22 protein-coding genes are annotated in these 20,797 nt (G+C 47.2%); 12 read left to right on the top strand and 10 right to left on the bottom strand.

The window, feature by feature from the left end; all coding sequences use genetic code 11:
• Window positions 1-9 precede the first annotated feature (9 nt).
• From celB to licH, 3 genes are read left to right on the top strand one after another with little or no spacing between them, the layout of a single operon-like run.
• Window positions 10-1,362, top strand: coding sequence for a PTS cellobiose transporter subunit IIC (gene celB, locus MHH76_RS20380; RefSeq protein WP_020453403.1), 1,353 nt, complete (start codon window positions 10-12; stop codon window positions 1,360-1,362).
• A 15-nt stretch (window positions 1,363-1,377) separates the two neighbouring features.
• Entirely contained in the window at window positions 1,378-1,707 is a 330-nt protein-coding gene (locus MHH76_RS20375) for a PTS lactose/cellobiose transporter subunit IIA (RefSeq protein ID WP_020453402.1), read from the top strand.
• Window positions 1,707-3,035, top strand: a complete 1,329-nt coding sequence (gene licH / locus MHH76_RS20370; RefSeq protein ID WP_020453401.1) for a 6-phospho-beta-glucosidase LicH — start codon at window positions 1,707-1,709, stop codon at window positions 3,033-3,035. Before MHH76_RS20375 ends, licH begins: the two co-directional genes overlap by 1 nt.
• 102 nt (window positions 3,036-3,137) lie before the next feature.
• Here licH and MHH76_RS20365 read toward each other — a convergent pair whose 3' ends face one another.
• The 8 genes from MHH76_RS20365 to MHH76_RS20330 form a co-directional block, all read right to left on the bottom strand.
• Window positions 3,138-4,400, bottom strand: a complete 1,263-nt coding sequence (locus MHH76_RS20365; RefSeq protein ID WP_020453400.1) for an MFS transporter — start codon at window positions 4,398-4,400, stop codon at window positions 3,138-3,140.
• 233 nt (window positions 4,401-4,633) lie between these two features.
• Complete coding sequence (locus MHH76_RS20360) at window positions 4,634-5,725, bottom strand: branched-chain amino acid aminotransferase (protein WP_035337973.1); 1,092 nt, start codon at window positions 5,723-5,725, stop codon at window positions 4,634-4,636.
• A 171-nt stretch (window positions 5,726-5,896) separates the two neighbouring features.
• On the bottom strand, window positions 5,897-7,066 hold the full coding sequence (dltD, locus tag MHH76_RS20355) for a D-alanyl-lipoteichoic acid biosynthesis protein DltD (protein ID WP_025810589.1): 1,170 nt from the start codon (window positions 7,064-7,066) through the stop codon (window positions 5,897-5,899).
• The gene (gene dltC, locus MHH76_RS20350) at window positions 7,066-7,302 is read right to left on the bottom strand and encodes a D-alanine--poly(phosphoribitol) ligase subunit 2 (RefSeq protein WP_003186284.1); all 237 of its coding nucleotides are present in this window, start codon (window positions 7,300-7,302) and stop codon (window positions 7,066-7,068) included. Before dltC ends, dltD begins: the two co-directional genes overlap by 1 nt.
• A gap of 15 nt (window positions 7,303-7,317) precedes the next feature.
• Window positions 7,318-8,475, bottom strand: coding sequence for a D-alanyl-lipoteichoic acid biosynthesis protein DltB (dltB, locus tag MHH76_RS20345; RefSeq protein WP_023856957.1), 1,158 nt, complete (start codon window positions 8,473-8,475; stop codon window positions 7,318-7,320).
• Window positions 8,472-9,980 carry a D-alanine--poly(phosphoribitol) ligase subunit DltA gene (dltA, locus tag MHH76_RS20340; RefSeq protein WP_023856958.1) on the bottom strand — a complete coding sequence of 503 codons (1,509 nt, stop codon included), beginning with the start codon at window positions 9,978-9,980 and terminating at the stop codon, window positions 8,472-8,474. The genes dltB and dltA overlap by 4 nt, the downstream gene beginning before the upstream one ends.
• A 14-nt stretch (window positions 9,981-9,994) precedes the next feature.
• On the bottom strand, window positions 9,995-10,144 hold the full coding sequence (locus tag MHH76_RS20335; RefSeq protein WP_023856959.1) for a teichoic acid D-Ala incorporation-associated protein DltX: 150 nt from the start codon (window positions 10,142-10,144) through the stop codon (window positions 9,995-9,997).
• Between the two features lie 243 nt (window positions 10,145-10,387).
• Window positions 10,388-10,471 (bottom strand): YjcZ family sporulation protein, encoded by an 84-nt coding sequence (locus MHH76_RS20330; protein ID WP_016885663.1) that lies wholly within the window; start codon window positions 10,469-10,471, stop codon window positions 10,388-10,390.
• Window positions 10,472-10,684: 213 nt separating this feature from the next.
• Between MHH76_RS20330 and MHH76_RS20325 the strand changes: the two genes are divergently transcribed.
• Window positions 10,685-11,323 (top strand): GTP pyrophosphokinase family protein, encoded by a 639-nt coding sequence (locus MHH76_RS20325; RefSeq protein WP_031305127.1) that lies wholly within the window; start codon window positions 10,685-10,687, stop codon window positions 11,321-11,323.
• On the opposite strand, the gene MHH76_RS20320 is transcribed toward MHH76_RS20325, so the two are convergent.
• Window positions 11,317-11,631 (bottom strand): Ger(x)C family spore germination C-terminal domain-containing protein, encoded by a 315-nt coding sequence (locus MHH76_RS20320; RefSeq protein WP_161513289.1) that lies wholly within the window; start codon window positions 11,629-11,631, stop codon window positions 11,317-11,319. The two genes, MHH76_RS20325 and MHH76_RS20320, sit on opposite strands and share 7 nt — an antisense overlap.
• Window positions 11,632-11,764: 133 nt before the next feature.
• Between MHH76_RS20320 and MHH76_RS20315 the strand changes: the two genes are divergently transcribed.
• Both MHH76_RS20315 and MHH76_RS20310 read left to right on the top strand, forming a co-directional pair.
• Window positions 11,765-11,950 carry a hypothetical protein gene (locus MHH76_RS20315; RefSeq protein ID WP_023856963.1) on the top strand — a complete coding sequence of 62 codons (186 nt, stop codon included), beginning with the start codon at window positions 11,765-11,767 and terminating at the stop codon, window positions 11,948-11,950.
• The gene (locus MHH76_RS20310; RefSeq protein WP_023856964.1) at window positions 11,951-13,312 is read left to right on the top strand and encodes an MFS transporter; all 1,362 of its coding nucleotides are present in this window, start codon (window positions 11,951-11,953) and stop codon (window positions 13,310-13,312) included.
• A 54-nt stretch (window positions 13,313-13,366) separates the two neighbouring features.
• On the opposite strand, the gene MHH76_RS20305 is transcribed toward MHH76_RS20310, so the two are convergent.
• Window positions 13,367-14,716, bottom strand: a complete 1,350-nt coding sequence (locus MHH76_RS20305) for a M28 family peptidase (protein ID WP_035337966.1) — start codon at window positions 14,714-14,716, stop codon at window positions 13,367-13,369.
• A 229-nt stretch (window positions 14,717-14,945) separates the two neighbouring features.
• On the opposite strand from MHH76_RS20305, the gene MHH76_RS20300 reads away from it, so the two are divergent.
• From MHH76_RS20300 to MHH76_RS20275, 6 genes are all read left to right on the top strand, one after another.
• Window positions 14,946-15,704, top strand: a complete 759-nt coding sequence (locus tag MHH76_RS20300) for an IclR family transcriptional regulator (RefSeq protein ID WP_035337962.1) — start codon at window positions 14,946-14,948, stop codon at window positions 15,702-15,704.
• Window positions 15,705-15,722: 18 nt separating this feature from the next.
• Window positions 15,723-16,676 carry a sugar kinase gene (locus tag MHH76_RS20295; RefSeq protein WP_043054502.1) on the top strand — a complete coding sequence of 318 codons (954 nt, stop codon included), beginning with the start codon at window positions 15,723-15,725 and terminating at the stop codon, window positions 16,674-16,676.
• Window positions 16,677-16,702: 26 nt separating this feature from the next.
• Window positions 16,703-17,329: a bifunctional 4-hydroxy-2-oxoglutarate aldolase/2-dehydro-3-deoxy-phosphogluconate aldolase gene (locus tag MHH76_RS20290; RefSeq protein WP_023856968.1), complete on the top strand. Its 627-nt coding sequence runs from the start codon at window positions 16,703-16,705 to the stop codon at window positions 17,327-17,329.
• A gap of 15 nt (window positions 17,330-17,344) precedes the next feature.
• A complete protein-coding gene (dgoD, locus tag MHH76_RS20285) occupies window positions 17,345-18,493 on the top strand; it encodes a galactonate dehydratase (protein ID WP_023856969.1) in 1,149 nt (382 codons plus the stop codon).
• 61 nt (window positions 18,494-18,554) lie between these two features.
• Window positions 18,555-19,886: an MFS transporter gene (locus tag MHH76_RS20280; protein ID WP_023856970.1), complete on the top strand. Its 1,332-nt coding sequence runs from the start codon at window positions 18,555-18,557 to the stop codon at window positions 19,884-19,886.
• Window positions 19,887-19,980: 94 nt separating this feature from the next.
• Window positions 19,981-20,721 carry a TIGR02206 family membrane protein gene (locus MHH76_RS20275; RefSeq protein ID WP_023856971.1) on the top strand — a complete coding sequence of 247 codons (741 nt, stop codon included), beginning with the start codon at window positions 19,981-19,983 and terminating at the stop codon, window positions 20,719-20,721.
• Window positions 20,722-20,797 lie beyond the last annotated feature (76 nt).

Below are 20,797 nucleotides of genomic sequence, written 5' to 3'. Positions count from 1 at the left end.
GCGGCACAAGTGAATAAGTTTAATGCGTTTTTAGAGGAGAAGGTCATGCCGGTTGCCGGCAGAATTGCCGCCCAGCGCCATTTGCAGGCACTCAGAGACGGTATTATTCTGACCATGCCATTAATCATTATCGGATCGCTGTTTCTCATCTTAGCCAATTTGCCGATTCCGGGATATCCGGAATTCATGGCGGGGATTTTCGGCGAGCAATGGGCTGATAAATTAAGCTACCCGGTTAATGTCAGCTTTGACATTATGGCGCTGATCGCAACGTTCGGCATCGCCTACCGGCTGGCCGAAAAATACGACATTGATGCTCTGTCATCAGGTGCCATTGCCGTAGCAGCTTTTCTGCTTGCGACCCCCTACCAGATTCCGTTCACACCGGAAGGCGCAACAGAGGAAATTTTAGTGTCGGGCGGCATCCCGATTTCATTAATGGGAAGCAAAGGTCTGTTTGTCGGCATGCTGATCGCGATGTTCTCGACTGAGGTTTACCGCTGGGTCGTTCAAAAGGATATTGTCGTCAAAATGCCGGACGGCGTACCGCCGGCTGTCAGCAAATCATTTATCGCTCTGATTCCGGGATTCGCCGTTATCGGCTCGATTTGGGGGGCGCGCCTTTTAATTGAGATGACGCCGTTTGGAAGCCTCCATAATGTCGTCAACGTACTTTTAGGCACACCTCTATCCATCCTTGGAGGCAGTCTCGGCGGAAGCCTTATAGCCGAAACTGTGAAAATGCTGCTGTGGTCCTGCGGCCTTCACGGAGCAAACATTGTCGGCGGAGTGATGTCGCCGATCTGGTACGGTGCGATGGACGAAAACCGCCTCGCTTTCCAAGCCGGTGAAGCGCTCCCAAACATATTTACGACACAGTTTTTTGAGATTTGGGTTAACATCGGCGGAAGCGGCGCCACTTTGGCTTTGGTCATTACGATGTTTGTTAGAGCGCGAAGCAAACAGATGAAACAGCTCGGCAGATTAGCCATCGGTCCCGCTATTTTTAACATCAACGAACCGATTATTTTCGGCATGCCGATCGTCATGAATCCGATGCTGCTGATTCCGTTCATCGTGTCGCCGCTGTTAATGTTAACGGCAACCTATATTGGAATGAGTACAGGTCTTGTCGCAAAGCCGGCTGGGATTGCGGTGCCGTGGACAATGCCGCCCGGCTTTTCCGGATATTTAGCAACAGGAGGGAAAATTTCCGGAGCGGTCATGCAGTTGATTAATTTGTTGATCTCGTTTGTCGTATACTATCCGTTCTTTAGAATGTGGGATCTACAAAAGCTGAGAGAAGAGAGCGAACTGGAGGCCGGAACGGCCGTAAGCGATGGTCAACAGGCCAGTGTATAGAAAAGGGGTGCCAAGATGTCCGAGGAATTGGAACGAACGATATTTCAAATTATCCTTCACGGAGGAAACGGCAGGAGCTTTTGCATGGAAGCGATAGCCGAAGCCAAAAAGGGAGATTTCGCCGCTGCAAAAGAAAAGATCCGGGCGGCTGACGAAGAACTGATCAAGGCGCATCATTTTCAGACAGCTTTGATTCAAAATGAAGCGAAGGGGGCGAAAACCGAACCCTCACTTCTCATGATTCATGCCCAAGATCATTTAATGAATGCGATGACCATGAAAGATTTGGCCGCGGAGATTGTCGAGCTGTATGAAAAAATGAATGTCCACGGAGGTGTCAATTGATGAAAAAAGGATTGAAAATCGTAACAATTGGCGGAGGTTCTAGTTATACGCCCGAGCTTGTCGAGGGATTAATCAAACGGCATGACCAACTTCCGGTCAGCGAGCTCTGGCTCGTCGATATACCGGAAGGGGAAGAAAAACTCAATATCGTCGGCACGCTGGCGAAGCGAATGGTCGAAAAAGCGGGCGTCCCGATCGAAGTCCATCTGACGCTCGACCGCAGGGAGGCTTTAAAAGACGCTGATTTTGTCACGACGCAATTCCGTGTCGGTTTGCTCGAAGCGAGGGCAAAAGATGAACGAATTCCATTAAAATACGGGGTGATCGGACAGGAAACAAATGGACCGGGCGGTCTTTTCAAGGGGCTCCGCACCATTCCGGTCATCCTTGAGATTGCAAAAGACATCGAAGAACTGTGCCCTGACGCGTGGCTTGTCAACTTTACCAACCCGGCAGGCATGGTGACTGAAGCACTGCTCCGCTACTCTAATTTGAAAAAAGTCGTCGGGCTCTGCAATGTGCCGATCGGCATGAAGATGGGGGTTGCAAAAGCGCTTGATGTTGATGAAAGCCGCATAAACATTCAATTTGCCGGATTAAATCATATGGTGTTCGGACTCGACGTTTTTCTGGACGGCGTCAGCGTCAAAGACAAAGTGATCGAAGCGATGGCAGATCCCGAAAATGCGATGACGATGAAAAACATCTCCGGAGAATCGTGGGAACCTGACTTTATCCGGGGTCTCGGCCTGATTCCGTGCGGCTACCACCGCTACTACTACAAAACGCAGGAGATGCTTGAACATGAACTGGAGGCTTCAAAAACGGAAGGGACGCGTGCAGAGGTCGTTCAGCAAGTTGAAAAGGAATTGTTTGAGCTGTATAAAGATCCGGAGCTGGCGATCAAACCGCCCCAGCTTGAAAAGCGCGGCGGCGCATATTATAGTGATGCCGCCTGCAACTTGATCAGCTCGATTTATAATGATAAGCACGATATTCAGCCTGTCAACACGATGAATAACGGAGCGATCGCAAGCATTCCGGATGACTCCGCAGTGGAAGTCAACTGTGTCATGACGAAAAACGGGCCGAAACCGATCGCGGTCGGAGATTTGCCTGTCACCGTGAGGGGCCTTGTCCAGCAAATCAAATCATTCGAACGGGTTGCGGCTGAAGCGGCTGTTACAGGTGATTACAACACCGCGCTTGTCGCCATGACAATCAACCCGCTCGTTCCGTCCGACAAGATTGCGAAACAAATACTGGACGAAATGCTTGAAGCGCATAAAGAGCATCTTCCGCAGTTTTTTAGATCTGTAGAAGCATAGGAATAAAATTGAGGTTCCGGTGTGTCAGCCGGAACCTTTTAATAGATATAGGCGCCGCCGTGTCCGAATGGCCCGGCGAAACAGCGGCCGTCCCATTCATGCCTACATATTTGCGCTTGCTTCTTTTTCTTTGACCAGATCTGACTGCCGGGCTTTGGCAAGCTGAGTGAATATGAGGATGCCGATGCCCGCAATGATTTCGATGAAGCCGCCGATTGCGATCACGCTTCCCGCGCCAAGCGTTTTTGCGGCATATCCGCAGGCAATTGCTCCTAAAGGAAGCGATAGATTTGTGATCATATGGATGACTGCGAACACTTGAGGCTGGTCATCCCCTTCGACAGATGTCTGGATAATCGTGAATTCGGGGACATTGATCGAACTGATGGCTGCTCCGAATGCAAAGGCTGCGAGAAATACGAGCGGCAGGAAAGTATTCAGTCCAGCGATAAAATAAGCCGCACCTTCAAGTATGCCTGCCGTGATGAAAAGGAGTCCGTACCTGTTGATTTTTACTTTTGCAAGGATAAAACCAAGTAAAAATGCTCCTCCTGCCGTCGTAGCCTTCAGCAGCGAGTGGATGAACGGCGTTCCGTTTAAATCCTCTGCAACATATACCGCAGAAAGGGCTTCCCAGGGTGAAGCCGCCAGGTTCATGAAGATGCAGTAAATCGCCAGCGGATATAATATTTTGTGGTTTTTCACCAATGTAAATCCTCTTTTTAATCTCGCAAAATATGTACCTCTTTGAGCAAGAGACTTAGATTGTGATTGATTCCGGATGATGGTGTATTTGATGCAAAGCACGAATAGGCCCGATATGATATAAAAGATAAATGAAAAGACCAAAGTCGTTGCAGGACCGATAAAAGTCAGCAGCACACCGCACAATGTAACGGCTCCCAGCCTGATGATTTCTGAAGAAGACTGGAGAATCGCGTTGGCTTTTTGGATGAGATTTTCGTTCACGATCTGCGGAATCAGCGTAATCGACGCCGGGTTATAAGTCGCACCAGTTGCCGAATGGATGATCATGAGCCCTAAAACAAACCACATCGGTGAAAAGCCGTTTAAGTAGCAAATCGGTATTGTAATGACGACGGCTGCTCTTGTTAAATCCGAAAAATACATCCAGAATTTCAGGGCGCTTCTTTTGACTAAAGGCCCTGTAACTGGCGCCAAAAAGGCTTCGGGGAGGAAAGTGACGGCAAGAAGCAGGGAGGTGCCGATTGCACCTTTTCCGTCAAAAATTAAGAACCATAAAATAGAGTTGAAGGCAAAACAGTCAGCCGAGATTTTGATTAGCCTGGAGATGAAAAGGAACGTGTAATTCTTTTCCCAGACGCTCAATTTTGTTTGATCCATTGTTCAGCGTCCTTTCTTGATTTGCATGTTACATGAGAACGGATAATCTCTCCTTTCCGGTGTAGTTATTGATAATTTTAACATAAAATATATAAAATGGAATCGTTTTGTGCGGGGGATTGACTAGGCGGAATGAAAAAGAGGGGCGAGCGGTGTGGAAACAGAGCCTGCCGCCGGTACATTTCGCGATAAGGGTGCAAGCCCTCTTTTTTGCAAAAGAGAGCTTAAACCGCTTAGCAGGATTGGCTGACTTTATCAACTTCAACTGTCCAGCCGAATGTGTCAGGCAAAGCGCCTTTTTGAATACCGGTGATCGTTTGGTAGAGCCTTTTGGCGATTTCGCCTGTTTGTCCGCTGTTGATCACAAGGCTTTCGTTTTTCCAGATCAGCTCGCCGACCGGGGAAATGACAGCGGCGGTTCCGGTGCCGAACGCTTCTTCAAGCAGACCGTCTTTGTGAGCCTGAACCAGTTCATCAACTGAAATTTTCCTTTCGGTTACGGAAAGTCCCCATTGTTTTAATAGATGAATGACGGAATTTCTCGTAATGCCTTCCAAAATACTTCCGTTTAGAGCCGGAGTGACAATTTCACCGCTGATTTTGAAGAAGATGTTCATGCTGCCTACTTCTTCAATGTATTTCTTTTCTACTCCGTCAAGCCAAAGTACTTGCGAGAAGCCTTTGCTTTCCGCCACTTCCTGAGCCTTCAGGCTCGCCGCGTAGTTGCCGGCCGTTTTCGCATTGCCTGTACCGCCTGCCACAGCACGGACAAATTCGCTTTCAACGGCAATTTTCACAGGGCGGATGCCTTCTTTGTAATAAGATCCAACCGGCGATAAAATGATCAGCATTTTATACATATTGGACGGAGCGACGCCGAGGTACGGTTCCGTTGAAATAATGAACGGACGGATATAAAGGGATGTCCCCTCAGCTTGAGGAATCCACTCTTTGTCGATCTGAACCAGCTGCTTCAGCCCTTCCAGAACGGTGTCAGGGTCAACCCGCGGAATGCAGAGGCGGTCGTTGGATTTATTGAGCCTCTCGACGTTTTTTTCAGGTCTGAACAGAAGAACGCTGCCTTCGCTTGATAAGTAAGCTTTTAACCCTTCAAAAACGGACTGCCCGTAGTGGTAAACCATTGCAGCCGGGTCCATTTCAATCGGCTGATAAGGAACGATTCTCGGATCGTGCCAGCCGTTTTCAGCCGTATAGTCCATGATAAACATGTGGTCGGTAAAGGTCCGGCCGAATTCGAGCCGGTCAGCCTCTGGCTTTTGCTTTTTTGCTGTACTGAGTTGTACGCTGATCGTTTGTTTTGTCATATTCATTCTCCCTGCCGTTTCTAGTCTTTTTCCAAAAAATATTTATCTTCTATTTTAAACCTTCTCTTGATAATCGCAATAGATTTCAGAGAAATTTGTAAAATAGAATTTTTGGAAACTTTAAAAATTTAAATCGGACAAAAAAAGGACTCCCCATGGGGGAATCCTTTTTTATGATGACTTTTTATAAAAGGATTCGATCTCCTGATCGACGTAAACCCAGCCTTTCCAGCCAAGGTGGAGCGTATCTTTCAAGAAGTATGGATCATATTCATGATTCGTTAAATCAGCAACTTGAAAGCCTTCTTGTTCGATTTCTTTTTTAATCTTTTTATAGAAATCTGTCCGGCCTTTTTTAGGGAAGCCGGTATAGTCGTAAAACTTGCCGTGGACCGGAACCGAGATGAACAGCGGTTCTGCGCCGGATTCTTTCAGAACATCCATCATGAGATGGAAATCGTGGAACTCGACTGACTCGGCATAGTTCATCTTTTTATTGTGGCCTTTAAGCTTTTTCAGCTTCGGCTTCAATTTCTTATAAACGCCGTTTGAAATTTTAAACTCATTGTTGCGGGATTCTTTGGCGCCGACCTTTTCGGCCATCTGCTTTAATTCATCCCACGATTTGTTTTTTACATCCTGGGAAATGGTCCGCTTCGGTCCGTTTCCTTCAACCATGGAATAGTAGATGTCCTTTTTCTCCAGAATGCTCCGGTAAGCTTTTGCCGGCGGCGTCAGAAGGGACAGCGCCACTTTGTCCTGATCGAGCTCGGCTTTAAAAAGGGCTGAAAGCAGAGCGTCGTTTGTAACTGCATGAAATTTAAGCATGCGTTTGATGATTTTTTTCTTCAGCTCGGGATCGACATTTTGATTGAACACAAGATCGTATGCCTGCAAAGCCGAGAAGTTCGGCGCAAAGTGGGATTCGTCCGAGCCGTCTTTTTGAAACCACTGCGGAGAAATAATGAAAACGATTTTCTTGCCCTTTAATTGACCAGACTGCGCCGCAAAGTTGATTGCATGAATCAAGGACTGTGAACCGCCTTTCCCGACCAGGTAAGGCGTGAACCCTTGGTTGTTTACTTTAAAATAGTTAGACGGATGAAAGGCATCTAACCGGGACAATTCCGATGATCCGTAAATCGGCAGATATTTCGGATCTTCAAGCGCTTTGCCTTGAAGATACATACCCTGGAACATCATCGGGTTTATTTCTGTAGCTGAAGTTTCGACACGATCTTTAGGAACCAGTTTTGCCAGCCATGCATTTGGAATCAAGATCGCGGTGAAAAAAAGTAAAAATGCCAAGATGATTGGCCCGAATAAAAAACGCTTTTTCATTATCTCAACTCATTCAGCTGCTTTATGATTTGATTTGGCGTGTTCCATGCATCCCGGTCAAACTCTGTAATCGGCACTGTGATGTTAAAGTGGCTTTCGAATGCAAGCAGCAATTCCACCGTGCCGAAGGAATCGAGGATTCCCTCTTCGAAAATATCAATATCCGGATTTTCCTTTACGATATCGTCCTGACATACCTCTGCTAAAACTGAAAGTACTTCTTGATTAAAATCCATTATGAAAATCTCCTTTTAGTGTATTAGTTTCCCTGAGAAAATTAAAAATCCAAAACATACGAAGTGGAAGGTCACCACGACTGAGACGGCTGTCGTCCACTTATTGTTCGGCCACCACTTGTATTTCTTATTCCATTTTTCAAAGAAGTTAAAGCCGACCATGAGCAGCGCGTGATACAGCCCGTAGACGATGTACTGAGGGGCAAGGCCGTGCCAGACACCCATCAGAAGGAACAGCAGCACATATCCGATATTGGAAACAGCCATCCGGTTTGTGATCCATTTTTTCTTCGTCATCCAAAGGACAAAGCGCATGAACACGTAGTCTCTGAACCAGAATGAAAGCGACATATGCCAGCGGTTCCAGAAATCTTTAATATTGCGGCTGATGAACGGCTTATTAAAGTTTTCAGGGGATTTGATTCCCATGATATAGCTGACGCCGACCGCAAAAGCAGTGTAGCCGGCAAAATCAAAAAACAGATAAAGGCTGTACGCATACATGTATGCCAAGCCATGCGAGATGCTGCCGGAAGTCAAAAACGGCAGTTTCATAATGACATACGTATTAATACAATAGCCGATAATGAATTTATATAAAAAGCCGAGAAAGATTTTATTGATTCCTTTGTAAAGCAGTTCTTCGTATTGCTCCTTCGTCCATACCGTCTGATCGTCTTTTTCAAAACGGCGGTACCTGTCGATCGGACCTGACGAGATGGTCGGGAAAAAGAGAATAAAGTAAAGCAGTCTGCTGATTGGGAGCTGCTTTTTAATGAGACCGTCGCGGGTTTCAATGATGAGCTGAACCCCTTTAAAAGTTAAATACGAGATACCGAGAAATGTTGCCCAGTTGTCAACGGCGAAAAACGGCAGCAGCTTTGACAGTGCCAGAGGCAGGATAGAAGCTGCTGCAGCGAGACAAAATACGATGCCGCTGTTCGCTTTGAGACGGTAAGCGATATAGCCTTTGATCAGAACCATCTGCCAAAGCGTAAACAGGCACAGCATGATCAGCCCGTGCAGGCTGTTTGAAAAAATAAGCGCCAGAACCAGAACGGAAACCGCCATGTTATATAAGCGGAAGCTTTTTCCGTTCAGTCCGAGAATGATGGTCGGCGCCAGTAAAATTCCTAATATGATGAAGAAAAGAAATGAACCATAGGGTGTCATACGGTTACCTCTTCTTTTAATCTCTTGCGGTCAATTTTACCGTTTGCTGTCATCGGAATCTCTTTTTGATACATGAATTTTCTCGGAATCATATATGCAGGCAGCTTGCTGCCCAAATCTTTCTTAATCGCGCTGGTTAACTGGTATTCCTTTTCGAAATCGTGTTCGGCAGGCACGATCATGGCGATCAGATACTCGATTTTCTCCTCGCGGTAGTATGGAATAACGACCGCCGACTGCACGTATCGGGACTGATTGATTTGGTATTCGATCTCTTCAAGCTCAATCCGGTAGCCATGCAATTTGATTTGGAAATCGAGTCTTCCGAGGAAGAACAGCTGGCCGTTTTCTTTGTACCCTGCGTCACCGGTGCGATAAGCAGGGGCGCCGTTGTAAGAGAAAAACGCTTTTTCCGTCAGCGCTTTTTCGCCTAAATAGCCTTTGCTGACGCTGGCTCCGGTAATAATGATCTCGCCTTTTTCCCCTTCTTGGACGGCTTTTCCGTCTTCATCGATGATCACGATCTCGGTTTCCGGCTTTTCAGAACCGACGGGAAGAGAAGAATACTTGTTTAATACGTCGTCTGTTACTTCGATGGAAGTGACGGCAACAGTCGCTTCGGTCGGGCCGTATGTGTTAAAAACACGAGCCTTCGGAAATCTCTCTTTAAGTTGTCTGGCGACTGACGCGGGAAGCGTTTCTCCGCAGAACATAAACAAGCTCAGTTCAGGAAGCAGCTCTTCAGAATAAGACGGATCCATCAAGCACATTTGTGCGAATGAAGGCGTTGATGTCCAGACGTTGACGTTGGATTGTTTCAGCGCTTCAAACAACAGTTTCGGCCGGTTAATCATATCTTTCGTAACCGTCCATAATGTGCCTCCGGACTGCAGGCACGGATAAAGGTCCATCACCGATAAATCAAAGGAAAACGGGGCTTGATTTAAGAACACTTGGCCGCTTTCCACCGGAAAGTCATTCGTGATCCAATCTGTGAAGCTCTGAAGATTGGCGGCTGAGATTTGCACGCCTTTTGGATTTCCCGTGCTTCCGGATGTGTAGATAATGTAAAAGGTATCTTCACCGTGAACCCAGCGTCCGGGATCTGTCTCCGGCACCCCGTCTCCTTCAAGAACGCCCGGTTCCACAACGGAAATGAGGGCATCTCCCGTGTCAACCGAAGTGCCTGAGTTATTGAGTATAAGCTCGGCTTTTGAGCTGTTGATGATTTTCAGAATCCGGTCTGCCGGAATCGATACGTCAACTGGAATGTACGGATGGCCGGCTTTCACGCAAGCCAGGAAAGAAACCGCCATGACCGGTTTCATATGTCCGTAGACAATGATCGGAGAAGCCTCTGTTAATGCTTCGCTTTGAATCCGCGCGGCAAGGCGCTCAGATTGTGACCAAAGCTCTCCGTATGTCAGCTTTTCTTCTTCATTCACAAAAGCAAGGGTATCGGGTTGTGTTTGCGCGTATTTTTTAATAGTTTCTATCAGTTTCATTGTTTTTTTCTCCATTAAAAGTCATTATAAATATATGAACCTGTATTTGCTGTGTGGAATCCGTAAATTAAAAACAGCAGTACGAGAATAAGAAAGTAATAGGAAGTGTTGAGCAGCCACTTCATTGTTGTTTTTTCATACAACATTTTTAGCTTATTTAACATTGATCTTTTCCTTTCCGTTATTGAATTGCCTTAACAACAGTATAAGACGAAAATGTTGTATAAAAGTTTCATTTGTGGGAGAGTTTTATTTCTGAGCGTTGTCAGCTCAGAGCCTATCCTATTATAAACATTTTTTGTTATTGTGGAAATAACTTCTTTTTAAATCACAAAAAAACAGGCTCATATGAAAAGCGGAGCGCTTTTCGATATGAACCTGCAGTTTGTCGGAAGTGCGTGAAGGAATTAATACTTTACAAAAGCGGAACCCACAATGATCAGCAAAATAAATAATACAACGATCAAAGCGAAGCTATTAGAGTATGACATATTCTCACCTCCGAAAAGTGGTAATACAGAATATGAATGTTTTATGACTTTTGAAAGGGAAATAAATTTATAAAAGTGGAAAATGATCAACCAGACCACTTTTTGATCTTGCGATTTAAGTCGAAACTTTACCGTGGATGTGCCCGTCTACTAACTGAAAAAACGATATGATGTCATAAGGAGAAAAATATAATGGATATGGCGATAGATAAGATGATAGGACTGCCTGAAGCCCAGATAGAAGATTTAAGAAACCTGATGGAGGACTGGAAGAACGAACTCCTTGTCTATAAATTTGCCTTGGATCAAATGGATACGAAATTTTCGATTATCAGCCAGGAATATAATTTAATCCATGGCCATAACCCGATTGAGCATACGAAATCAAGGGTAAAAAGCTTTGAAAGCCTGATCAACAAGCTTGTGCGGAAGGGCTGCGATATTACCACAAAGGCCGCTAAGGAGCACATCAATGATATCGCAGGTCTCAGAATCGTCTGCTCGTTTTTATCCGATATTTACAATATGGTTGAAGTGCTGAAGGAACACGAAGACATCAAGATTTTAAACATGAAAGACTACATTAAAAATCCGAAGCCGAACGGATACAGGAGCCTCCATCTGATTGTAGAAGTGCCTGTTTACTTGACCAACCGCGTCGAGCACGCCAAGGTGGAGATTCAAATCAGGACGATCGCGATGGATTTCTGGGCGAGCCTCGAACATAAAATCTACTACAAATTGAACAATGAAGTGCCGAACCAGCTCACGGATGAGCTGAAAGAAGCGGCTGACATCGCGAACTATCTGGATGAAAAGATGCTTCATATTCGAACAAAAGCGGATCAATAAAAAGCAGCCGGGCATTTTTTAGCCCGGCTGCTATTTTTTTCTGCCGCTTGACCCGAAGTTGTCAATCCTTGAATATCAACCTCATATGTAATATCGGATTCGGTGAAAATCTCATCCCATTTCCCTTCCGCTTTTCGATTCCAGAATTTCAAGACGTCCGTCCGGTATTCACCCTGCAGTTTGCCGAGCGCGCTCTTCATCCACACTTTCACCTGATCTCCGGCAAGACGCTCGACTTCTTTCCGCTTTTTGTTTTGGAAATCATGGCCCGGCGATGCCTTCGCGCTCTTCTTTTGTGAACTTTTCACTATGCCAGCTTCGTCAAATATGTTTTTCAACTAAAAGAAAAGAGGAAGAACGCTCCTTTGTATCAAAGGTTATGACTGTCATGAATCGAAAAAAGAAAACAAGAAAATGATAAGAGCACGAGGAGGTCTAAAAATGAAATCGGATATTGAAAAACTTGCGGAATGCGGTTTGCAAAACGGAGCGGCAGCGATGATGAACCGGGAGTCGCAACGGCTTGATGCTGCTTTATACGGGACCGTCGGCAATGCTTTCGACCGTGATGCGGGTGCGGAAGGTAAAGCGGACGGAGCTGGCGAAAGGCTGCTTTACCCTAAGTAAATGGCCGGATTGAAAAAGAACCGCGCCCTGTTTTTAACAGCCGTTGCATCAGGGACGATGCTGAATCCGCTCAATTCTTCAATGATTTCTTTGGCGCTGCACAGCATCCAGCATGAGTTTCATCTTTCATTTGCAACCGTATCGTGGCTGATTTCATCTTTTTATTTAGCCAGTGCGGTCGCGCAGCCTGTCACGGGAAAAATCGGCGATTTAATCGGTCGGAAAAAGATGTTTTTGTCAGGGCTTGTTCTCGTTGCCGTATCGGCAATCGGCGCTCCTCTCGCACCGGCTTTTTCCGTCTTGCTGATCATGCGTTTGTTTCAATCGATTGGGAGCGGCGCCATTTATCCTTCGGGAGTGGGCCTGATCAGAAGCCACATTCATGAAAAGCGGGCGTCAGCACTAAGTGTGCTGTCCATTTTTTCTTCGGCTATGACCGCTTTTGGACCGACTGTGGGGGGATTTTTAATCGTTCTCGGGGGATGGCCCGCCATTTTCCTTGTGAACTTTCCATTTATTTTGTTCAGCTTTTTGCTGGGGATGTACATGTTTCCGAAAGATGAGAAAAAAGCCGGCTTAAATGTCCGCGCCGTCATCAAGCGGCTTGATCTGACCGGGATTCTTCTGTTTGCGGGCGGAATCGTTCTCCTGCTGGCATTCCTGCTCTCATTGAGCACGGGCGAGCCCCGTTTTGCCGAGGGGATGTTCGGGCTTGTCTTGCTTTTGATGTTTGTTTGGTGGGAGCTGAGAGTGAGCAGCCCGTTTATTGATATCAGACTGTTGATCGCGCGCAGGACGCTAACTTCGGTCTATGCTCAATTTATTATGCTGAACATCTTTAACTACTGTTTGTTTTTTGGACTTCCGAGTTATTTTCAGGATGAAATGCACCTTTCCGTTCAAGCGAGCGGTCTTTTGATGCTGTTCATGTCCGGGACGAGCGTATTGATTTCACCTTTCGTCGGGAGATGGATTGACCGTTCAGGTGAAACGCAGCCTGTTTTCATTGGTTCTTGCATAATGGCGGCCGGCGCCATCCTGCTTACATTGTTTTTTGTCGATGCACCGATGTTGTGGAAAGGCATTATCCTCTCTTTGCTGGGGGTCAGCTACGGACTCGGCAATGTCGCCCTGCAGGCTGCCATGTTTACGGCAAGTCCGCCGGACATCGTCGGGACCACTTCGGGGCTCTTCCAAACATGCCGCTATCTTGGCTCGATCTTTTCGTCCGTCATTCTGGGTCTGTTGTTTGGAGAAGAAATAACCGCGGGTCATTTTCAGGATCTGGGGGTGGTCATGATTGTGGTTGCCATCGGCAGCGTTTTGATGAGCTTCCGGTTTATTAAGCTGATGAAGGATTGAAAAGAAGCGGTATAAAAAAAAGAGCAGATCAATTCGATCTGCTCCTTTTTAATATTATTGGGCGACTGAGCTGTAAGACGGTTTTCTGTTTTCTTTTTTGCTCAGGTTATACACGGCTGTTCCCGCGATTTGACCGGCTGTTTTCAGCCTGTCTTTGCTGATGTGTTCAATCGTGTCGTAAGGGGTGTGGTACCAAGGCTCCAATGCACCTGTTCCCGGCTCTCTCCAAATGAAGTTGGCCGAGTCGATGCCGGCTTCATGGAATGGGACATGGTCGGATGAACCGCCTTGATGTAAAAATAATACGTCTTTCCCAAGGCTTAAAGAAGCGGCTTTACTTAGCTCCCAGACGAGGTTTGCCGAACCGTCGGGTGTATTGATGTACAGCTGTGAAGCATTTTCCCAGCTTGTCGCCACCATATCTAAGTTAAAGTTGGCAACGCTCTGTTTGACTTCCCGCTCTGACAAGGTGCTGACATAATGGCGCGATCCGAGGAGACCGATTTCTTCGGCACCGAATGTAATAAAGCGAATTTCTTTGTCGGCTGGAACCGTCTTCATGATCCGGGCCAGTTCAAGGACGACTGAAGTGCCGGAGGCATTGTCATTGGCTCCGGGAGCATAAGGGACGCTGTCATAATGCGAAGTCACATACACGATGTCCGGATTTTTGACACCTTTTGCTTTGCGGACGCCGATCACGTTTTGCGATGTTTGATTTTTATGAGCCTTCAGCTTCAAGATCGCTTCTTGTTCAGAAAGCAGCTTTTCTCCGTCTTCCTTTTTGACGCCGACTACCGGAACATCGACTTTATTACCGCTGAGATTCGGAGTCAGAGGGACGAGACCGTCGACGTTATTATAAATGATCACTCCGCTTGCGCCTGCGTCAGCAGCGTTTTTTGCTTTTTCATAGAATGTCAGCTCGCCTCTTAAAATGACGGCGATTTTGCCTCTCGCTTCCTCGGTGAAGTCGCCGGGCAGGCCGAGGCCGGCATCATAGAGAGGAGCTGCCAGGCCTTCTGCTGCTGTCGGGGCGGAACCGGCGGCAGGCCGCGAAGGCACGTTATTTCCCTGAACGGTAAGCGTTCCTTCCAGCCGATCAGGTATGCTGAAGGTTTGTGTGGTCACTTTCAGATTTGATTTTTTCATCTGTGAGGCGATGAAAGCGGCGCTCTTTTTTTCTTCCGCCGTGCCTGTCACACGCGGTCCGATTGTTTCGCTTAAATGGTAAATCGTTTGATAGGCGCGATTTTCGTTGAATTTTTTGCTGAATTTTTCGACATCTTTTGCGATGGCTGTTTCCTGAGGCGCCGCTTGAACAGCATTTCCCGTTCCATCGGCGAACACGCCGCCTGCTATTACGGATAGCGCCAATCCGATCATCATCATTTTTCTCTTCATACATAAACCTCCTTGATGGTCTTGTTTTCCTGAGAAGAGATATTCGCAGCTGAGCGGGTGAATCCTGCATGCATCTGATAAATGATTCGATAGACCAGTAATTTGAAGTTTGATAAAAAAGTTTTTTTGTTTAATAGGATAGTTGACGTGAGCATTCTTTCTGTTTAGAATACGTCCGAATTATCAGGATCCTGATTTTGAATCACATATGTGAATGTTGGAGGGTGTCATGTCAGTAAAATCCGCGGTACGTGTTGTACGTATATTTGAATTGCTGTCAAATCATCCGGATGGATTAACCGTAAAGGAGATCAGCAAAGAATTGTCGCTGCCGCAGAGCAGTACATTCAATTTGGCCGCTACACTTTTGGATGAAGGATACCTTCAGCAGGATGCTATCAAGCGTTACAGGCTGGGGGCAAAACTGATCCAAGTTGGAACCGCTGCCATGGAGTCGATCGACATTTCGTCGCAAGGTGTTCCGTTTTTAAAACAGCTGATGGACGGCGTTCAGGAGACGGTGTTTATGGCCGTTCTATCCGATGATCAGCTCGTCTACATCGCAAAAATCGATAACAACAGGTCAATCAGAACAACCGCACAGCCCGGTTCGCGCAAGCCGCTATATTGCACCGGGCTTGGCAAGGTATTTTTGGCATTCATGCCGGAGGACAAAAGGGAAGGGCTGCTCGACCGCATGGAATTTATCCGGTTTACCGGGCATACCATCACCGCCAGAGATGAGCTGGAAAAGCAGCTGCAGACATTTTTGGAACAGGGATATGCCGTTGACAATGAAGAAAATGAAGAAGGTTTGTTTTGTCTGGCGGCTCCTGTCTATGGTCCGGATGGCGTAATGAATGCGGCGATCAGCACCGCCGGGCCAAAGGAGCGCATGCTCGCAAGAAAGGCGCTTATCGTTGAGCAGCTGCTTCACACAGCCGGAAAAATTACAGAAAGCATTGGCGGATTTAAAAAGCCGCTTTAGCAAAGGGGGAAAGTTCTGATGGATGTTATTAGCATAGGAGAGACAATGGCGCTGTTCACTCCGAATGAAGACGGCCCTCTCAGATACGCAAGAAACTATCAGGTGAGAATAGCGGGCGCAGAAACCAACATGCTGATCGGGCTTTCGAAGCTCGGGAAAAAAGCCGGCTGGATTACCCGGCTTGGAAAAGACGAGTTCGGGGCGATGATTCTTTCTGCTGTCAGAGGAGAAGGAGTCGATGTCAGCCAGGTGAAGCTCGATGACGCGGCGCCGACCGGTTTGTTTTTTAAAGAAAGGAAAAGCGCGGCTAAAGTCAATGTCTTCTATTACAGGAAGCTTTCAGCGGCGAGTTTTTTGAAAAAAAGCGATATTGATGAGCCATACATTGAGAAAGCGGGGTTTTTATACATTACGGGAATTACCCCGGCTTTAAGTGAAAGCGCTTCAGATGCAGTGTTTTATGCTGTGGAGCTCGCCAAAAAGCACAATAAATGCGTTGTATTTGATCCGAATTTTCGAAAAAAGCTCTGGGACGGAGAGCGGGCGCGGCAGACGATGTTTGATTTGATCAAACAGTCTGATATCGTGCTTCCGGGCTTGAGCGAAGGGCGTTTTTTGTTCGGCACCACTGATGAGAAAAAAATAGCGGAAGCCATCCGCGGGCTCGGGGCTGAAACCGCCATCGTCAAGCTTGGTGCAAAAGGCGCCTATTATGCCAGCGGGAATGAAAACGGCTATGCGGAAGGCTATCAGATTCAGACTGCAGCGGACCCTGTGGGTGCCGGAGACGGCTTTGCAGCCGGTGTATTATCGGGTTTGATTGATCATATTCCGCTTTCTGAAGCTGTCAAACGCGGCTGTGCCGTCGGCGCCATGGTAGCTGCGGTAAACGGTGATATTGAAGGGCTGCCTGACAGCGATTCACTGTTTGCGTTTATGGAACAATCTGATGAAGAAGATGTCAGCCGATAAAAAACCGTAAAGAAAGGGTGGCAGAAATGCATGTATTGTCACAAATCAAAGAACAAAAAGTGATTGCGATCATCCGCGGATACAATCCGGAGGAGGCAGTGAGCATTGCCGGCGCCTTAAAAGCGGGCGGCATCAGGCTTGTGGAAATTACGCTTAATTCCCCTCAAGCGATCAAAGCGATTGAAGCGGTTTCAGAAGATGTTGGAGACGAAATGCTTATCGGAGCGGGAACCGTTCTTGATCCCGAATCTGCGAGAGCGGCGCTTTTAGCCGGCGCGCGGTTTATCCTGTCGCCAACTGTTCATGAAGAGACGATCAAGCTGACAAAGCGATATGGAGCGATCAGCATTCCGGGCGCCTTTACCCCGACGGAAATATTGACGGCGTATGAAAGCGGTGGAGACATCATCAAAGTATTTCCCGGAACGATGGGGCCTGGCTATATCAAAGATATCCACGGACCGCTTCCGCATATTCCGCTGCTTCCGACGGGAGGGGTAGGGTTGGAAAACCTTCACGAGTTTTTACAGGCCGGTGCGGTCGGTGCTGGAATCGGCGGTTCACTTGTGAGGGCTCATCAAGATGTGAATGACGCGTTTTTAGAAGAGCTGTCCAAAAAAGCAAAGCAATTTGTTGAAGCAGCAAAACAGTAAAAGGGGAGATCAGAGATGAAAATAACGGGATTCGAGTGTTTCCAAATTCCACCGCGCTGGCTTTTCTTAAAAATCGAAACGGATGAAGGCATTACAGGGTGGGGAGAGCCGGTAATCGAGGGAAAGGCGGCGACAGTTAAGGCGGCTGTCGGCGAGTTAATGGAATATTTAATCGGCAAAGACCCGATGAACATTGAAGACCACTGGAATGTCATGTACAGAGGCGGATTTTATCGGGGCGGACCCATTCTGATGAGCGCGATTGCAGGAATCGATCAAGCGCTTTGGGACATTAAGGGCAAGTTTTACAATGCGCCCGTGCATCAGCTGCTCGGAGGGAAGAGCAGGGAATCGATCAAGGTCTATTCCTGGATTGGCGGAGACAGGCCTCAAGACGTCGGCCTCGCTGCCAAGGAGGTGGTTGACCAAGGCTTTACAGCCGTCAAAATGAACGGCACGGAAGAGCTGCAATACATTGATTCACATGAAAAAATCGATCAGGTGATTGAAAGAATATCAGCCGTCAGAGAAGCTGTCGGCCCGTACATTGGAATCGGCATCGACTTTCACGGCAGGGTGCACAAGCCGATGGCGAAGATTTTGGCAAAAGAGCTTGAACCGTTTCGCCCGATGTTTATAGAAGAGCCTGTTCTGCCGGAAAACAACGAGGCGCTACGCGATATCGCCAGCCTCGTCTCAATTCCGATTGCGACCGGAGAACGAATGTTTTCAAAGTGGCAGTTTAAAGATCTGCTGACTGACGGCTATGTCGATATTATTCAGCCTGACTTGTCACACGCCGGCGGAATTACCGAATGCAAAAAGATCCTGTCGATGGCGGAAGCATTTGATGTCGCCGCCGCTCCTCACTGTCCGCTGGGCCCGATCGCTCTGGCGGCCTGCCTTCAGGTTGATGCAACGTGCCACAATGCATTTATACAGGAACAAAGCTTAGGAATCCATTACAACAAAGGCACGGATTTGCTTGATTATATCGTGGATCAAAAGGTGTTTTTCTATGAAGACGGCTATGTCCGGATTCCGGATGGCCCGGGCCTTGGGGTGGACATCAATGAAGATCATGTCCGGAAAATGGCTGATATCGGGCATAACTGGCGCAATCCGGTATGGCGGCACAAGGACGGAAGCATAGCTGAATGGTAAAAATGATACCGTTTTCAAAAGATGTCCGTCATTACAAACAAATAAAAGGAGAGGGCCTGTCATGAAACAAGCTGCTGTAAAAGAGAAGCCGACAAAGGTTAGAGTGCGGGTACTGCTGTTTATTTTTGTATGTGTCGTGATCAATTATATGGATCGAAGCAATATCTCAGTCGCAGCTTCTGCAATTGGAGACGATTTAAACTTGTCTGCCGTTCAACTGGGTTTGATTTTTTCCGCTTTCGGCTGGGCATACTGCGCCCTGCAAATACCGGGAGGCGGGCTTGTCGATCGGTTTGGCCCGAGGCTTGTCTACGGTTTTACCTTGGTTACTTGGTCGCTCGCAACATTGCTTCAGGGGTTTGTCCGCGGCTTCGGTTCTCTATTCGGGTTGCGTCTTGCGACGGGGGCGTTTGAAGCGCCGGCTTTTCCGACCAATAACCGGGTGGTGACTTCATGGTTCCCTGAACAGGAAAGGGCTTCAGCCATTGCGTTTTATACGTCGGGGCAATTTGCCGGCCTTGCGTTTTTAACGCCGGCGCTCAGCGCCATCCAGCATGTCGTCGGCTGGCGCGGCCTGTTCATCGTAACTGGGGTGATCGGCATCATCTGGGGCCTTATCTGGTATACTTTTTACCGAGATCCCGACCGTCATCCAAAGGTAAACAAGGCTGAACTTGATCATATAGAAAAAGGCGGGGGGATCGTCCGCCGCGGCCGGACTTCCGAAAAGGAAAAATCGGCATTTAATTGGAAGCATTTTAAACAAGTGACCGCTCATCGCAAGCTGTGGGGTATATATATTGGACAGTTCGCCGTTAATTCGACTTTATGGTTTTTTCTGACATGGTTTCCGACATACCTTGTAAAATATAGAGGCCTTGATTTTCTCCAATCCGGTTTTCTCGCCTCGCTTCCGTTTCTTGCGGCGTTCATCGGTGTTCTGTTGTCCGGCTTCCTGTCCGACTTTCTGATCAAAAGGGGCGTATCGGCCGGGGTTGCCCGCAAAACACCGATTATTACCGGATTGATCCTGTCTATTTCCATTATCGGTGCCAATTATGTCGATCAGACATCACTGATCATTTTATTTATGACGCTTGCCTTTTTTGGAAACGGTCTGGCCTCCATTACATGGGTGCTTGTATCGTCTTTAGCGCCTAAGCATTTGATCGGACTGACCGGCGGAGTATTTAATTTTGTCGGCAGCCTCGCCTCCGTTATCGTTCCGATTGTCATCGGCTTTCTCGCAAACGGGGGAAGCTTTGCGCCCGCCCTCGTCTTTATCGGCACCCTTGCCCTTCTGGGAGCCCTTTCCTACATCTTTCTTGTCGGAAAGGTTGAACGGATTCAGGTCAATGATAATGTAAAAGAAAACGATTCTATTTCTATGTGACACCCGGCTGCCGGACATTCGGCGGCCTTTTTGAATAATAGATCATGGTTTGTCACAAAATAACGTTAAAATATTTTGATGACAGGTGCTTAAGATGAAAACATATTTTCAAAAAGATTATCAGCTCGGCTCGTTTCAATTTTTTTCAACATCTCATATACTGACTTTGCTGGTGCTTGCAGCGCTCGGTGTTTGTTTGTTCGTCTTTCGCAAGACGCTGCAAAAACCGCGGTGGAACCGGATGCTTCGCTATGCGTTTGTGGCGGTTTTATTGATTTCTGAAATCAGCTACCACTCCTGGTTTATCTATGTAAATTCCTGGACGCCGCGTTATTGTTTGCCGCTTCACCTCAGCGACCTTTCGGTTTATCTTGTCATCATTCTGTTATTGACGAAAAATCTCACCTTGTTTAAATTTCTTTATTTTGCCGGTTTGGGGAGCGCTTTGCAAGCGATTCTGACGCCTGACTTGGGAAGGTACGGCTTTCCTCATTTCCGCTTTTTTGAATTTTTCATTTCCCACGGAATCGTCGTACTGGCCTGCCTTCTGATGATTGCAGCCGAGAAGTATAAGCCGACCGTGCGCTCTCTCTGGGTCACGTTTCTTCTCGTCAATATTTATGGGGCATTCATCTTTTTAATCAACCGTTTGCTGAAGTCGAACTATATGTACATGATGAAAAAGCCGGGCGGCGGAGCTTCGCTGTTAGACGTGCTCGGGCCGTGGCCATGGTATCTTTTATCAGCGGAAGCGGTCACGATCGTCTTCTTCTATCTTCTCTATCTGCCGTTTTGGATCGCCAGGAAGGTGAAAGAAAAAAAGGATCTTGCATGATTCCTGTATTTCTGAATAGGTTCGGCCGTATTCCATTGGCCAAGAGACTTTAAAAAATCAAAATGAGTGATGCGCC

It is taken from the genome of Bacillus sp. FSL L8-0193 (genome assembly GCF_037976065.1).
In the GTDB taxonomy this organism is placed as follows: Bacteria; Bacillota; Bacilli; order Bacillales; family Bacillaceae; genus Bacillus; species Bacillus paralicheniformis.
The sequence above is the reverse complement of the archived record's forward strand: the minus strand, read 5'-3'. Positions and strand labels throughout refer to the sequence as shown.